The organism is Flavobacterium turcicum, assembly GCF_011365745.1.
Lineage (GTDB): Bacteria > Bacteroidota > Bacteroidia > Flavobacteriales > Flavobacteriaceae > Flavobacterium > Flavobacterium turcicum.
This window is the reverse complement of the sequence record NZ_JAAOBY010000004.1, coordinates 40321-55785: the sequence shown is the minus strand read 5'-3', so window position 1 is coordinate 55785 and position 15465 is coordinate 40321. Positions and strand designations below refer to the sequence as shown.

Below are 15465 nucleotides of genomic sequence, written 5' to 3'. Positions count from 1 at the left end.
TAAAAAAACAGTTTAACCAAAGTAATACCGAACTATATTCACGAGAGTAAAAAGCGCTATTAAACCTGTGATTGTACCGATGATTCCGTTCATGTTGCGCATCAAGAAGTCTGTCTTGTTTTGGATTTTTTGAAAAAAAGTAATGTAAAAATAAAACACCAAAAAAGAACCAGAAACAACACCCGCCACAAAAGTAAAAACATGAGTAGCCTCAAAGTAAAAAAGATTGTAAGATGCCAGTGTAATACTAACAAAAACGTAATACGGAATAGGAAAAAAATTGAGCGCCGAAAGTAGCATACCGAGAAAAAAGCGAGTGGAAGTACTTCTTTTTTTGATGCTTCCCATTTTTTTGACTGGCTTTTTGGCAATGAACAAAAAATAAACCGTAAGCACAGCAAAAATCCCGAAACCTACTTCGCGCAATAGCACGACCACATCTGGGCGTTCTTTGATAAATCGTGCAAAGAAAATAGCTAAAGATGCCTGAAAAAAAATGATGATCACCGCGCCAAGAACAAACCAATAAGCGCTACTTTTTCCTTCTTTCAGGTTCACTTTTGCCGCCGTCATGTTGATTAAACCGGGAGGAGTAATACCTACGAAAGCGGTTATAAAACCCAAAAATAAGGAAGTGATTAAATTCATAGGCACAAAAAGAGATTCAAAATCGAAGTCAAACATAAGACTATTCTTTGATTCTGAATCGAATATAGGTAATTGCTTTATTAATTTCTAAGTATTGTTTCTCGTAAAAGGTCTGAAAAGCAGTAACTTCTTCCGGACTACCTTCATTTCTGTACACATTGTGATTTGCATATAAAACCTCGTGACCTTCGCCGTGCAGTAATCCTAAGGTGTACCCGTGCATGAATTCACTATCGGTTTTTAAGTTTACTACTCCGTCTTTTTTGAGGATTTTTTTATACAATTGTAAGAACTGTGAATTTGTCATTCTGTGTTTAGTACGCTTGTATTTGATTTGTGGGTCTGGAAAAGTAATCCAAATTTCATCGACTTCGTTTTCGGCAAAAATATGATTGATCAACTCAATTTGAGTTCGGATGAATGCAACATTATACAAACCTGTTTCAACAGCTGTTTTGGCACCACGCCAAAAACGCGCGCCTTTGATATCAATTCCGATGAAATTTTTATTTGGGTAACGTTCAGCCAAGCCAACAGAGTACTCTCCTTTTCCGCACCCTAATTCGAGTACCAAAGGATTATCGTTTTTGAAAAAGTCGGTATTCCATTTTCCTTTCAACGGAAATAAATCGCCTACTACTTCTTCTCTAGTTGGTTGAAAAACATTGTTGAATGTTTCGTTTTCCTTAAATCTCTTTAATTTATTTTTGCTTCCCACTTTTCTTAAAATATTTATGCTTCGTACCGTTCGATTTGACGGTTTCAGCTGGCAAAATTAAGGAAATATATATGAACTATTTGCCTTTTTTGGATTGAAGTGTTTTCAAAAGAGCATCTTCGGTAGCTGATTTGGCTTGAATTACCGTGTTCGAATGTTCATTTGGTACCGTCATTGACAAAACGTATTGTTTTATTTTCCATTGTCCATCCACTTTGACCAGAACTCCTGAACCTCTGCAAATTTTCATTTGGGTGTTTAACAATTCGTCAAACCAAGCTAGATTTCCGCTGGCATCAAAAAAAACATGACGCTCCACAGCGCTAAAACTCCACGCCTTTCCTTTGTCAAAATGTGGTTTGGCATAGGCTTGAAAATCTTTTTTGTTCCAATTTTCAGTTGCATCAGTACCAATAAAAACCGCATCCTCGGCTAGAGCATCAAAATATTCCGTAAAGTTGGCTTTAGCGGCTGCTTGATGCCAATTGTCTAAAACTTGGTTGACCTCAGTCGTTGCATTTTTTGAAGATGAAATATTGGTTTTACATCCCAAAACCATCAATAACAGTACAGGTAATAGTAATTTAAAGCGCATCTGATTGTATTTTTATTCGTGATTTTTATTCCATTTAATTTTAATTTTCCCATCAACATCTTGTGCCAAAAGGTGTAAAACCAAACCTTTGTAACGTTTAGCTAAACGTTTTTCCTCATCGGAAATTAGCGTGTCTTTTCTAGGATTTCGAAGCGGAATGGTCATGGCCAAATTGGTTCCGCGTTGAAACGAATATACGCCATTTACATCAAAATTTAAAACGTTTGAACTCACTTTTAATTTTTTGATTCCCACCCGACCATCATTAATTTTAAAATCGCCAACCAAATCACTTAACACAATATTGTTGACATTTCGAAACGGAAAAGCAAATTTTGCTACAGCGGTTATGGGTTTAAAATTGATCAAAGCCCCGTCGGACAATTTGAAATTAACATTACCAGCAAGCGTTTCCGTTTGTAATGCACCTCCGGCAATCATCAATCCTTTGACGTAAGCAGTGGCATTTAGTGTTCCCTCGACATTTGCTGGTTGAAAAGATTTGATTCCAAAATTATCCATAGCCGTTAAAAACTGAGTTACGTTGATGCTACTTAATTTTACATTAGAAGCTACTTTAAAATTCTTGCTTTCGCGACTCATCTTTCCGACAACCTCAATACGACCACCGCAAGTTTCGAGCTTGGCTTTTTGCACAATAAACGAATCATTAATCAATGCTACTGAAGCCAACACTCGGGATGCGTTCCATTTACCATAGTTAATTTTATCGGCCTTAACATCCATTATTACTTGCGATTTATGGATAGCATCGTATAATTTTGCCGAAAAAGGATCTGCTACAGCAACCGCCTTCGCTTGCTTTGGATTATCAGTTGTTATGGCGCCTACAAATTGTTTCACATCTAAATACGGAGCGTATACTTGCCAATTAACAATCATTTTTTGGGGACTGTCGTAATACAAAGTCATGAAATTGTCTATTTTACCCTCCATAAAAACAGCACTTTTTGCATTTTTAAAAGTAATGTTTTTGAGCAATAATGCTTTGTCTGTAAAATCGAGCTCTATATTGGTTTTTAGGAAAGCAAAATTCTTTGGACCGTAGTTCAGCAGTGCCTCTTTTACAAAAACACGGCCTTTGAATTGGGGTTTCTTAATTTTTAGACTCGCCACATCAAACTTAAACTCTAATTTGACGGTAGCATCTCCGCCCGTAAAATACAATATTTCTTTGTCGATTAATTTATTGAGGCGTTGCATTTTAAAATTAGCGCGAAAATTTCCGGTAGCAATAGTTTTTTCAAAATTAGCAATTACACCTTGAGGAATTCGGAAAGGAATGGTTTTGTATTGGCCTGCAAAATTGGTGAGGCGTATTGCTGAATTAATATCGTTACAACCCAAACCTTTTTTGAAGTTATTGGTAAATTGACCCGTAAACGAACAATTTGTGATAATTCCATCAGGAATAGTTAGCCTATCATTTTTCACGCGCGCCAGCACCACAATTTCAGGATCGCCCATTGTATTCAAATCGCCAATAATCGAACAACGCACTTGTAATGGCTTTTGGAGATCGAACTGATCCAAACGTTTTTTGATATTTCCACTCAAAATAGCGGCTGCATTGCGCCATAAAATATTGGTTTGAATGCTAATATCAAACGGAGCTTGGTCTTCTTGAATTCCGAAATGCGCTTGAACGGCAAACACATCGGCACCTATGAAAAGCTCATCAGCCTTTACAGAAATCTTTTTACTTAATTCATCGTAATTCGCTTCCAATACTGCCTGAATTACTTTGTTCTGAACAAAACTTCCTCTTTGTGTATTAAAAGCCATACTATTAGCCTTTGTTTTTATGGCAACCTTTGACTGCCAATTGTAACCGTCAAAAGTAAAATTGCCTTTGAGGTATTCTACATCAAAATCGAATAATTTTTTTCCTTTTTGGTTTTCAGAAATCAAGCGGACATTTTTAAAAATAATTTCTTTGACCGCTGTATCAGTGGAACTTTTAGATTGGGTTTTGTCTTTTTTACTTTTAAAAATAGAAGTATTTACCACACCATTTTTTGATTTGAAAACATGCAAATTCGCATTTTGAACCTCTATTTTATCAATAAACAATTCGTTACCCAACAACTTTAAAACATTTACGCGCAACTTAATACGCTCTGCTTGCAGCAAGGTACGCTTGTGTAATGGCCATAAACTATCTTTGACTTGTACTTGGTTTAATGCCAAAGTCATGTTGGGAAAACCTTGAAAAAACGCATAATTAACATCCTTTATCACGACTGAACCCGAACAATTTTCGTTGATTTGTTCATTAATTTGCTGTACTATTTGCGCTTTGTTGCTGTCAAAATAAACCGAAAAACCAACACAAAGCAGCAACACAAAAGCTACAAAAGCCAATGCCAAAACACCCAAACTTTTGAGGATTTTTGAAGGGGTCAAACGGTCTAAAAAATTTCGAATGGGTGACCAAATAGTAGGCATAGGCATTTTATTCTGATTTAAAAAAGGCGACTTTGGAGTGGATTACTTAAGAGATATTATACCAACATATCTTGAACAATTCCTAATTTTTAAACCCTATTTTTAATAAAAAACCTGGTTTATATTTTTTGTAAAATTACGCTAGCTAAGCCGGATCAACTTTACATGTGAATACAACAATTGTTGTATAATTCACAGATTTAAGCTTGTTAAATATACTCTTAAATTTGTTTTTAAAAAATAAAACGAATACAAATCTCTTATTATCAATAATTTATTATTTTTATTACGCCTTTATGAGCTTATGATTTTTTAACACTTGAGCGCTCGACAAATACCGAACGCTTAAAGTGGAAGACTTGAAAGCATCTTTTTGATGTATTTTTGTGTTGACATAAACCACTAGAATTTCAAAACCAAATACAATGAGAAAATTATACGCTGCTTTTTTGATTCTCATCTCGTTAACAATTGTTTCTTGTAAAAAAGATAAAAGCAAAGCCATTTCCCAACTCAAAAATACTACTACTAACTATTTAGAAGTGTCCTTTGATAGCACACAGATTGCTCCATTTTTCGAATCGTATCCCGACCTGAAAGCCTATCAAACAAAAGTGGAGGAATTGTATCGAAAGCGCCAATTCCATTATATTTGGTTTGACAAAGATGGTATAAATGAGTTTGCTGGCGTTTTGTACAATAAAGTAAACACCATCAATCAAGAAGGTGTAGAAGCCAAAATACCTTATCAAGAAAAATTTGATGCTATTTTTAAAGATCCTAAAAAATACAAAAAAGCGAGTGTTGAAACTGAATTGCTTAACTCAGCACTATTTTTCTTTTATGTTGACAAAGTTTATGATGGAATAGCACCCGAAAAAACCAGAGATTTAGGATGGTTTTTGCCTAGAAAAAAACAATCGTATGATGCCTATTTGGATTCGCTTTTGATCAATCCATCTTTAATTCACAAGGAAGAAAAAGGCTTACTCAAACAATATTTTTTACTCAAAAAAGCATTGGCTAATTATAGAACAATCGAAACAAAAGGCGGTTGGTCAAAAATAACGGTAGATTCTCTTGTAAAAAAATACCAACCGGGTGATAGCGCACAAGTGATCGCCCAAATTAGAACCCGACTTTTTACGACCAACGATTTAGAGCAAGATTCTAAAAGCGCTATTTATGATGAGGAGCTAGAAAAAGGCGTTTTAAATTACAAAAAAAGACACGGAAATGCATGGAATAAAAGCATCCTGCCTGAACACATAAAGAGCATGAATGTTCCCGTGCAAGAACGCATCAAAACCATTATGCTCAACATGGAACGTTGCAGATGGGTGTCAAACGACATTACCAAATCAAAAGAATTGGTGGTGGTTAATATTCCGGCCTATGAACTCACCTTTTTTAGAAACGGGCTAGCGGAACTAAAGTCGAAAGTTGTGGTAGGAAAAGCATTGAACAAGACAGTTATTTTTAGTGCACCCATGCGTTATATTGTTTTTCGCCCGTACTGGAATGTACCAACAAGTATACTTAAAAACGAAATTTTGCCCGCCATAGAAAAAGACCCGAACTATTTAGCAAAACACAACATGGAATGGAACAATGGCTCCGTCAGACAAAAACCGGGAGCATCAAACTCTTTGGGATTGGTAAAGTTTTTATTTCCAAATTCGAATGCTATTTATTTGCATGATACGCCCTCGAAAGGGTTGTTTACTCGCGAATCAAGAGCATTCAGTCATGGTTGTATTAGAGTAGCAAAGCCCAAACAACTAGCCGAAGCCTTGATGAAAAACGACCCGAAATGGAATATGGAGAAAATTGAGGAAAAAATGGCTGCTGGTGATGAATATTGGTACACTTTGCCTGAAAAAATTCCAGTTTACATTGGTTATTTCACCTCTTGGGTTGATGCTGATGGCAACTTGTCTTTTTATGAAGATGTATACGAGAGAGATCCTGCTTTGGCGGCTTTGCTTTTTAAATAAATCCTTTGAATTGTAGTTTTCTAAAAAATGACACACTAGTTGATAAGACAAAAAAAGACACTTTTCTCAAAGTGTCTTTTTTTTATCCTACGCAAATAAAATTAGTGTGTTTTCATTTTATCAAAAGTAGTCCCCAGTACTTTTTTTATTTTATCTAAAGCCCCGTGAAATGCTTTTTCAGTGGTTTCTGCATGATGCGTTACCGCTAGTGGTTGGCTGTTTACTGGTCGGGCTTCAATGAGACATCTTTTATCGTTAACTCCTGATTTATCGCTATTTTCGTCTCCAAGATGTACTTCTAGTCGGGTTACTTTATCCTCAAAACGGGCCAAAGCTGTAGCTACCTCATCCTGAATATACAATTTTAGGCGTGCATGTCCTTCTACATTATTGTCTGTGTTGATTTGTACTGTCATGATGTTTTAAATTTTAAGGTTGTTTCTCAAATTTACGAAAGCCCCTTCATAAATACGAGTGCATTAGTAAAACATTATGAAAATAAAACCACCGAAAATAAGCGCCATACTTGATTTTATCCTAATTTTTTGAAACAAAAAAAACGCTATTCTTTCGAATAGCGTTTCAAATATTTATCGATAAGTGCACCAAATCAAAAGATTACTAATCTAACTCGGGCAATAAAACAACACCCATATTAAACAAAGTAAACGCTTGTATATCTACATTTTCTTGAATAGTAGCTGCTACTGATTTTCCAGCTCCATGCCCTGCATTAATATCAATTCGAATTAGAGTTGGGTTACTTCCGGTTTGTTTTTCTTGCAATTCAGCTGCAAATTTAAAACTATGAGCAGGCACTACGCGGTCATCGTGATCACCAGTTGTTACCATAGTTGCAGGATACTGAATACCTTTTTTTACGTTGTGAACAGGAGAATACCCTTTAATATAATTGAACATTTCTTTGCTGTCTTGTGACGTACCGTAATCATACGCCCAACCTGCACCTGCTGTAAAAGTATGGTAACGCAACATATCCATTACACCTACCGCTGGCAAAGCTACTTTCATTAACTCTGGGCGCTGTGTCATAGTTGCGCCTACTAACAATCCTCCGTTTGATCCTCCGCGAATAGCTAAATAATTCGGAGAAGTATACTTTTGCGCAATTAAATATTCGGCTGCTGCAATAAAATCGTCAAATACATTTTGTTTTTGCATTTTGGTTCCTGCATCGTGCCATTTTTTGCCGTATTCGCCACCACCGCGTAAATTAGGAACTGCGTAAATACCTCCGTTTTCCATCCAAACCGCATTCGCAATGCTAAAACTTGGCGTTAAGCTCACATTAAAACCACCATAACCGTACAACATAGTTGGATTGGTTCCGTCTAGTTTTAAACCTTTTTTATGCGTAATGATCATCGGGATTTTTGTACCATCTTTTGAAGTATAAAACACTTGTTTTGACTCGTACAAATCACTGTTGAAATCTACTTTTGGTTTTTCGTAAACTTGCGACACTCCTGTTGCTACATCATACGAAAAAGTTGAACCTGGTGTGATGTAATTAGTGAAAGAATAATATAGTTTTTGTTCTGATTTTTTACCACCAAAACCACCTGCTGTTCCTACGCCTGGCAATTCAATTTGACGAACTAGCTTACCATTGTAATCGTATTGTTTTACTACAGAAACTGCATCTTGCATATAATTGGCAAAAAAGTAACCACCGCCAGTTGACGGAGACAAAACGTTTTCAGTTTCGGCAATAAAGTTTTTCCAATTTGCAGGAACCGGATTGCTTACATCAACAGTTACGATACGCTTGTTTGGCGCATTTAAATCGGTTTCAATGAACAACTTCGAACCTTCATTCTCGATGATATTATTATCGGTTTTAAAATTATCAACAATAGTTAAAATAGCACTTTTAGGCTTGCTTAAATCTTTGATATACAATTCATTTCCGTAGGTCGAATTAGCTGCAGTTATTACCAAATAACGATCGTCCTCGGTAACGTACCCTCCTACATAACGGCGTTTTGTATTAGCACCAAAAATCACTAAATCGCTTTTTTGAGCGGTACCTAATTTATGGAAATACAATTTGTGCTGATCTGTTTTGGCAGATAACTCGCTTCCAGTTGGTTTGTCATAACTAGAATAATAAAACCCTTCGTTTCCTAACCACGAAACGCCACTAAACTTTACATCGACAATTGTATCGCCAATAATTTTTTGCGTCTCGGCGTCCATAACTACAACTTTACGCCAATCACTTCCACCTTCTGAAATGGCATAAGCTACTTTAGACCCGTCTTTAGAAAAATTTAATCCACCTAAAGAACTTGTACCATCTTTAGAAAAAGTATTTGGATCTAAAAAAACCGATTCCTTTCCTTGAGCATCTTTGCGATATAAAACCGATTGATTTTGTAATCCGTTGTTTTTATAGTAATAGGTATGTGCACCTTCTTTGAACGGAGCTCCTATTTTTTCATAGTTCCAAAGTTTTTCCATACGTGCTTTAATCACGTTACGAAATGGAATTTGCCCCAAATAATCATAAGTTACCTCGTTTTGAGCTTTTACCCAAGCTCCCGTTTCAGCTGATTTGTCATCCTCTAACCAACGGTACGGATCGGCCAATTTAGTATCAAAATATACATCTACTGTTTCGCCTTTGTTAGTCTTTGGATACTGCAGTTTTTTAGGCGTATTATTTTGCCCAAAAGATGCTACCGCTGATGATATAGCCATTATTAAAAAAGTTTTTTTCATTAGTTAAATTTTAAGGTTGTTACAAAAATAGCAATAAGTTTGTCTAAGCCTTGCGAATAGTTCTTAAATAAAACAAAAAAACGCTACCAATAGGATAGCGTTTTGTCTTTGATAAAATAATCGATTGAGACTTATTTTAACGTTACCGGATATGTAATCAACGCATCAGTTGCTCCACCAGCATTCGTAATTGAACCTGTAGCAACACCATCAGCTGTTTTTACTGGTTCATGTCTTAAAGTTACCGTGATTGAGCCTGTTGTAGCAGTCGCTCCTGTTTTTAAAGTAAATTTTAAACCAATTGGCTTTCCATTAGCATCTGCATCTGCATAAGTAAAAGCACCTACTGCCGCTGGTGCCTGAAAAAATAACTGGTGCTCAACTCCTTCTTCTAAAATTTCTGCTGTAATATTATCAGCAGGAGTTACTGATTCATTTAAAAAACTAACTGCTCCTGTATAAGTAGTATTTAATGCTAGTTCACCTGAAACAGTAATCACAGGCATATTAGGACCATCACCATCAAGATCTTTTGAAGTTAATGTAATTGTTTGGTTTCCTGCAGTTAATGTGGTTGTTACTGTAGTAATCAATTCTTCTTCATTAACCGCAATTGGATCGTCGTTATTACAAGATGAAAAGCTTACTAATGTGATTAATGCAAAGGCTAAAATTTTAAAATTTTTCATTTTTTTTTTTGTGTTTACTTTTAATAATTAAATTTGATTTGTAGTTGTATGTTTCTACCCATTTCGTCAGCAAAAAGCCGCTGTCTATTCAGGTAATCACGATACGAAGTGTTTGCTATATTTTGAACAGAAAATGCTACCGTAGTACTCGTTTTTCCAAATGTTTTGAATGTCATTTCAGAATAAAAATGCAACAAATGATAACCTGCTGGCGGAGTGCTAATATCTACCACAACGGGAACCAACTCATTATTTTCGATAATATTGGTGGTGAAGTTATAGTTTGGAAATTGCTTTTGACGCAACATCAACTCGCTTTTTAATTCCAGTTTTAAATCGTGCCAAGCCGATTTTGTGAACTGAATTTTATTGCTCAAACCCAATGGAGGCATATCAATAAGAGCCGTGCGGTTGCTAACATCCCTACCGTTTACATAAGAAACCATTAGTCCGTGTTGCCATTCTTGATTAATTTTCCATTGTGTTTGCAAGTCAGCTCCAAACAATCTGGCTTGTTTTTGCTGGTAATCATATACAGGGAAAGCACCACGAATCGTAGTTTCAAAACCAACTGGTCGTAGAAACATAAAGTTGCGAATGCTGTTCAAGTACGGATTGAATTCCACCGAAAAACGATTCCATTTTTTTTGTAAAGTAGTCGATAATTTAACGGCTTGCTCTTGGTCTAAAGCCAAATCTCCCAACTCAATAACTCCTGTAGAATGATGCAAACCATCACTAAAAAATTCAGACGGATTCGGATTTCTAGCAGCTAAACTTACATTGCCATACCAGTGCAAATCGTTTTCAAATTCGCGGTGAAAGCCTAAACTTGCCGATACGTTGTGAAAGTTAAACGATGGTTTTGTAAGCCACTGATTGCCCTGTTCGCCAACGATAAAGTTTGAAAATTCAGGATCGTAACCACGCTCATCCCATCTTGATTTCAAATAAAACTTGGTAGCATTGGTTTGCGAAAAATCATAACGTACTCCAGCATCTACCGAAAAATGATCTGAAAAATCGTAATTAAAAATGCCGTAAGTAGCCAATTCAAAACGATCGAAGGTTGGTATCAAAGGTTTTATACCCGTTGCTGGATTGGCAAAATTGCTTTGCAATGAACTACTAACACCTGATTTGAAAGTCCAATCATGAAGTGTTTTTTTATAATCAACTTGCATGGCGTGTGTGGCCAACTCCAAATCTAAAGCGGCGCGCGAACTGAAATCACCTCTGCGGACATCAAACTCTAATCTTTTGTTGAATTGAAAAGAATATTGCGCTGCGATTGATGCCGTTTCGTCTAGCAAGTAATTAAAATTCACCTTAGCTAAATGATGTTGCACCTCTTGCTTTGGGTTTCGAATGGCATATGTAAAATCATTAACAACCGATGGCCTTTTGTTGGTTATCGAATTGTACAAATCATTAACATTACCAATATGCGACGCACTCAAAATTCCGATAGTAGTGTTGTAATAGCTGTAATACGCACCAATGTCGTATTTTTTCGCAGTATACTTCACATCACCTGAAAAATTGGCCTCGCGATTTCCGGTATTTGAAAGAACATAGGTTGGTGTTTCGCGATCGCCCATATACTTAAATGTACCTAACGCATTCCAACTCCATCCTTTATCATTGCCTTTGTGCAAACTCGAACTAATCGAACCACCGCGACCATTGGAAACCATATTTAAAATAGTTTTTCCAAAAAGTGTGTCTTTTTTTACGGTTAGCGGCTCAATGACAACCAAACCACCAACGGCATCTCCGCCGTATTGCAATCCGGATGCACCTTTGATTACCGTTATTTTTCCTGCGGCATTCAAATCAAAATTAGGAGCGTGTTCCGTTCCCCATTGCTGGTCTTCGAGTCGCACATTATTATTGATTATCGGCACTCTGCTCCCAAACAATCCGTTGATAATTGGTTTTACGACAGTGCTACCTGTTTTTAGACTAGAAACACCATTCACCTCCCTTAGCACTTCGCCCAAGGTTTGATTACTGAACCTTTCAATAGTCTCTGTTTTGATTTTTTGCTCCAGCAAAGATTTGTTGAGCGTATTGTTTTTTTGACGCACGACCACTTCTTGAAGCTTATCTGCTTTTTCTTTTAAAACAAAATCAAAAACAAGATCCTCTGATATGTTTACCAAAGTATCTACCGACTGAAAACCAATGTACGAAACGTGTATTTTTTGGCTTCCTGAAGGGAGTTTTTTAAGCAAATAATTCCCATCAGCATCAGCTGAAACTGTTTTTTTACCAATATGAATGTGACTTCCCACAAGCGGAGTTCCGGCCTGAGAGGTTATTTTTCCGCGTACAGTGCTTTGTGCAAATGTGATAGTGCAAAAAAGACTGAGACAGAAAAAAAGATAGCTTTTTTTGTGCATGTTCTTTGTTCAAGAGATAGAAACGATTAATACATTTTCTAAATTCGAAAATGTATGATAATAAATATTCGTTCTAGGACAAAGGTGGTGCTCGAAGCGCAAAAAGGCTCCCTTTATAGAAACTGTTGATTTCAGTGGAAATAACAACGGTTTTTTGTGTTACTAAATCAAAGTTTTCAATTGAAATTTTAGATGGAAATAAAAAAGTAAAAGTACTTACTTTAAAAGCGCAAATACCGCAAAAGTCATAACCATCATGTTGGTGTGTGATTTCAGTAGCTGATTTTTTTTCATGTGTACAATGAACTTCCGCAAGTTGTGTAGCTATATGCTCGTATTTGTGCACAGATTGAAACAGCATTGAGCACAATACTGTCACGGTGAGCACGAGACTTACGATAGAAAACTTGTTTTTCATGGTGGGCAAATATAACAATCCTAAAACAGAAATCCATTTGTTTTCACAAAATATAAACTTTGTTTCAACAAATGGATTCTAAAATCGCAAAAAAAAGAGACACATTTAACAATTTTGCTAATCAAATGTGATCAATTTGTGTTTTATACTAATTTATTGGCAACTAAATATTCAGCAATTTGAATGGTATTTGTAGCAGCACCTTTACGCAAGTTATCAGCAACTATCCACATGTTTAAGGTGTTTTCTTGGCTTTCGTCACGACGAATTCTACCTACAAAAACAGCATCTTTACCTTCGGCATACAACGGCATTGGATAAGTAAACGCATCGATATTATCTTGAAGTACCACACCATCTGTGTGGTGCAAAATAGAACGTACTTCGCTCAAATCAAAATCATTTGAAAACTCTACATTTACCGCCTCACTGTGTCCACCTACAACAGGAACACGCACGGCGGTAGCCGTTACAGCAATCGTATTATCACTTAAAATCTTTTTGGTTTCGCGCACCAATTTCATTTCTTCTTTAGTGTAACCGTTCTCTTCGAAAGAGTCACATTGTGGAATAGCGTTTCTGTGAATTGGATATTTGTAAGCCATATCGCCTTGCACTCCTGCGTACTCGTTCTCTAATTGTTGCACCGCTTTTACTCCCGTTCCAGTGATCGATTGGTAAGTAGAAACAATGACACGTTTGATATTGTATTTACGGTGCAATGGCGCTAACACCAACACCATTTGAATAGTAGAGCAATTTGGATTCGCGATGATTTTGTCATCAGCCGTAAGTTGGTCAGCGTTGATTTCAGGTACAATCAATTTTTTAGTTGGATCCATTCTCCAAGCAGAAGAGTTATCAATTACGGTAGTTCCTGCTGCTGCAAATTTTGGAGCCCACTCTAAAGAAGTTTCTCCTCCAGCCGAAAACAAAGCAATATCCGCTTTCAAATCGACTGCAGTTTGCAAACCAACTACTGAATAATTTTTTCCGTTAAAAGCAATTTCTTTCCCTACAGAACGTTCAGAAGCCACAAGAATTAATTCGTCTGTTGCTCCAATAAAATTGCGCTCTGCAAGCACTTTTAACATCACTTCACCAACCATTCCGGTGGCACCAACAACTGCTATTTTCATAGTATATTTTTGATTGAGTATTACATTTAAAGGACAAAAGTAAACATTATTGACTGTACCACAATTGCATTCACAAAAAATAACAAAATGTTTAATTTGTAACAATTCAGACTTAATCACTATTTGTCAATCAACAAAACTAAAGTTATTGAAAAACAATCTTTAATAATGGAGCAACAAACAATACATTTAAAATTTCTTGAAACATTAAGAAAAATAAATATATCAAGGAATTTAAATAGCGAGAAAGATATATGATCGCAATCAATCGAATTTTGCCACAGATTAAAAGGATTAAAAAGATTTCTAAAATTACATAACCAACTAATCTGTGAAATCTGTGGCGGAGAAAATTTGACATTAAATTTTTTGCTTTTATTTGAGCCGGTAGACATTTACCTAAAATTATTAAAAAGAGTTTTGCCACAGATTAAAAGGATGAAAAAGATTTCTAAAATTACACAACAAGCTAATCTGTGTTAATCAGTGAAATCTGTGGCGGAGAAAATTTGACATTAAATTTTTTGCTTTTATTTGATCCGGTAGACATTTACCTAAATTATTATAAAGAGTTTTGCCACTGATTAAAAGGATGAAAAAGATTTCTAAAATTACACAACAAGCTAATCTGTGTTAATCAGTGAAATCTGTGGCGGAGAAAATTTGACATTAAATTTTTTGCTTTTATTTGAGTCGGTAGCCATTTACCTAAATTATTAAAAAGAGTTTTGCCAAAGATTAAAAGGATGAAAAAGATTTCTAAAATTACACAACAAGCTAATCTGTGTTAATCAGTGAAATCTGTGGCGGAGAAAATTTGACATTAAATTTTTTGCTTTTATTTGATCCGGTAGACATTTACCTAAATTATTATAAAGAGTTTTGCCACTGATTAAAAGGATGAAAAAGATTTCTAAAATTACACAACAAGCTAATCTGTGTTAATCAGTGTTAATCAGTGAAATCTGTGGTAAAGAAGAATAATTACTTATTTAAAATGCGACTTTTTGACCGAGTGTTGCGTTAGGGATTGAAGTGGAAATCCTTTTTGAGGCTTTTTAGCCGAAAAAAGATTGCAGCGAAAAGCCCGACCCGCCGCGGCGGGAAACGTCATACAAAGAAAAACTATTGACTTTTTGGTACATATGACTGGAGAAAAATTTAGTTGGTTTTTCTAGTCAATATAGCGCAAAGAAAAACCGCCACAATTACGTGGCGGTTTAGTTAGAATATATAATGTAGCGGAAATTACTTTTTTAACAAGTCTCTAATTTGCATTAACAATTCTTCTTGCGTTGGTCCAGCAGGAGCAGCAGGAGCTGGCACCTCTTTTTTCTTCATGCTGTTTATTGCTTTTACAATTAGAAAAATTACAAATGCAATTACTAGAAAACTAATAACAGCTGCAAGGAATTTACCGTATAAAATTCCGCCATCTGTTTTTAGTTCAGCTAAATTTTCAACTTGTGCAGCTTTTAATGCTGGATTTAATAATGCAGGCGTAATTACGTCAGCTACTAATGAATTTACAATGGCGCTGAAAGCAGCTCCAATGATCACTCCGACTGCTAAATCCATTACATTACCTTTTGCAATAAATTCTTTAAATTCTGAAATCATTCCCATACGTTTCTATTTTAGG

The 15465-nt window shown here is 35.9% G+C and carries 12 protein-coding genes; 1 reads left to right on the top strand and 11 read right to left on the bottom strand.

Annotation, left to right across the window (positions count from 1 at the left end; genetic code table 11):
• Positions 1-12: 12 nt before the first annotated feature.
• From G9Q29_RS08470 to G9Q29_RS08455, 4 genes are all read right to left on the bottom strand, one after another.
• Complete coding sequence (locus tag G9Q29_RS08470; RefSeq protein WP_166135672.1) at positions 13-648, bottom strand: LysE family transporter; 636 nt, start codon at positions 646-648, stop codon at positions 13-15.
• Positions 649-688: 40 nt separating this feature from the next.
• Entirely contained in the window at positions 689-1366 is a 678-nt protein-coding gene (gene trmB / locus G9Q29_RS08465; RefSeq protein WP_166135669.1) for a tRNA (guanosine(46)-N7)-methyltransferase TrmB, read from the bottom strand.
• Between the two features lie 76 nt (positions 1367-1442).
• Positions 1443-1961, bottom strand: coding sequence for a nuclear transport factor 2 family protein (locus G9Q29_RS08460; protein ID WP_166135666.1), 519 nt, complete (start codon positions 1959-1961; stop codon positions 1443-1445).
• Between the two features lie 12 nt (positions 1962-1973).
• Positions 1974-4430, bottom strand: a complete 2457-nt coding sequence (locus G9Q29_RS08455) for an AsmA family protein (RefSeq protein ID WP_166135663.1) — start codon at positions 4428-4430, stop codon at positions 1974-1976.
• A 425-nt stretch (positions 4431-4855) separates the two neighbouring features.
• Between G9Q29_RS08455 and G9Q29_RS08450 the strand changes: the two genes are divergently transcribed.
• The gene (locus G9Q29_RS08450) at positions 4856-6427 is read left to right on the top strand and encodes a L,D-transpeptidase family protein (RefSeq protein WP_166135660.1); all 1572 of its coding nucleotides are present in this window, start codon (positions 4856-4858) and stop codon (positions 6425-6427) included.
• 101 nt (positions 6428-6528) lie between these two features.
• Here the strand turns inward: G9Q29_RS08450 and G9Q29_RS08445 are convergent, their stop codons facing one another.
• The 7 genes from G9Q29_RS08445 to mscL all read right to left on the bottom strand — a co-directional run bounded on the left by G9Q29_RS08445 (position 6529) and on the right by mscL (position 15449).
• Positions 6529-6843, bottom strand: coding sequence for an HPF/RaiA family ribosome-associated protein (locus G9Q29_RS08445; protein WP_166135656.1), 315 nt, complete (start codon positions 6841-6843; stop codon positions 6529-6531).
• A gap of 205 nt (positions 6844-7048) precedes the next feature.
• Positions 7049-9151, bottom strand: a complete 2103-nt coding sequence (locus G9Q29_RS08440) for a prolyl oligopeptidase family serine peptidase (protein WP_225872922.1) — start codon at positions 9149-9151, stop codon at positions 7049-7051.
• A 152-nt stretch (positions 9152-9303) separates the two neighbouring features.
• On the bottom strand, positions 9304-9861 hold the full coding sequence (locus G9Q29_RS08435; RefSeq protein ID WP_166135650.1) for a type 1 periplasmic binding fold superfamily protein: 558 nt from the start codon (positions 9859-9861) through the stop codon (positions 9304-9306).
• A 20-nt stretch (positions 9862-9881) separates the two neighbouring features.
• A complete protein-coding gene (locus G9Q29_RS08430) occupies positions 9882-12266 on the bottom strand; it encodes a TonB-dependent receptor (protein WP_166135647.1) in 2385 nt (794 codons plus the stop codon).
• A gap of 73 nt (positions 12267-12339) precedes the next feature.
• Complete coding sequence (locus G9Q29_RS08425) at positions 12340-12684, bottom strand: hypothetical protein (protein WP_166135644.1); 345 nt, start codon at positions 12682-12684, stop codon at positions 12340-12342.
• A gap of 143 nt (positions 12685-12827) precedes the next feature.
• Entirely contained in the window at positions 12828-13823 is a 996-nt protein-coding gene (locus tag G9Q29_RS08420) for an aspartate-semialdehyde dehydrogenase (protein WP_166135641.1), read from the bottom strand.
• A gap of 1248 nt (positions 13824-15071) precedes the next feature.
• Positions 15072-15449, bottom strand: coding sequence for a large conductance mechanosensitive channel protein MscL (gene mscL, locus G9Q29_RS08415; protein WP_166135638.1), 378 nt, complete (start codon positions 15447-15449; stop codon positions 15072-15074).
• Positions 15450-15465: the final 16 nt, after the last annotated feature.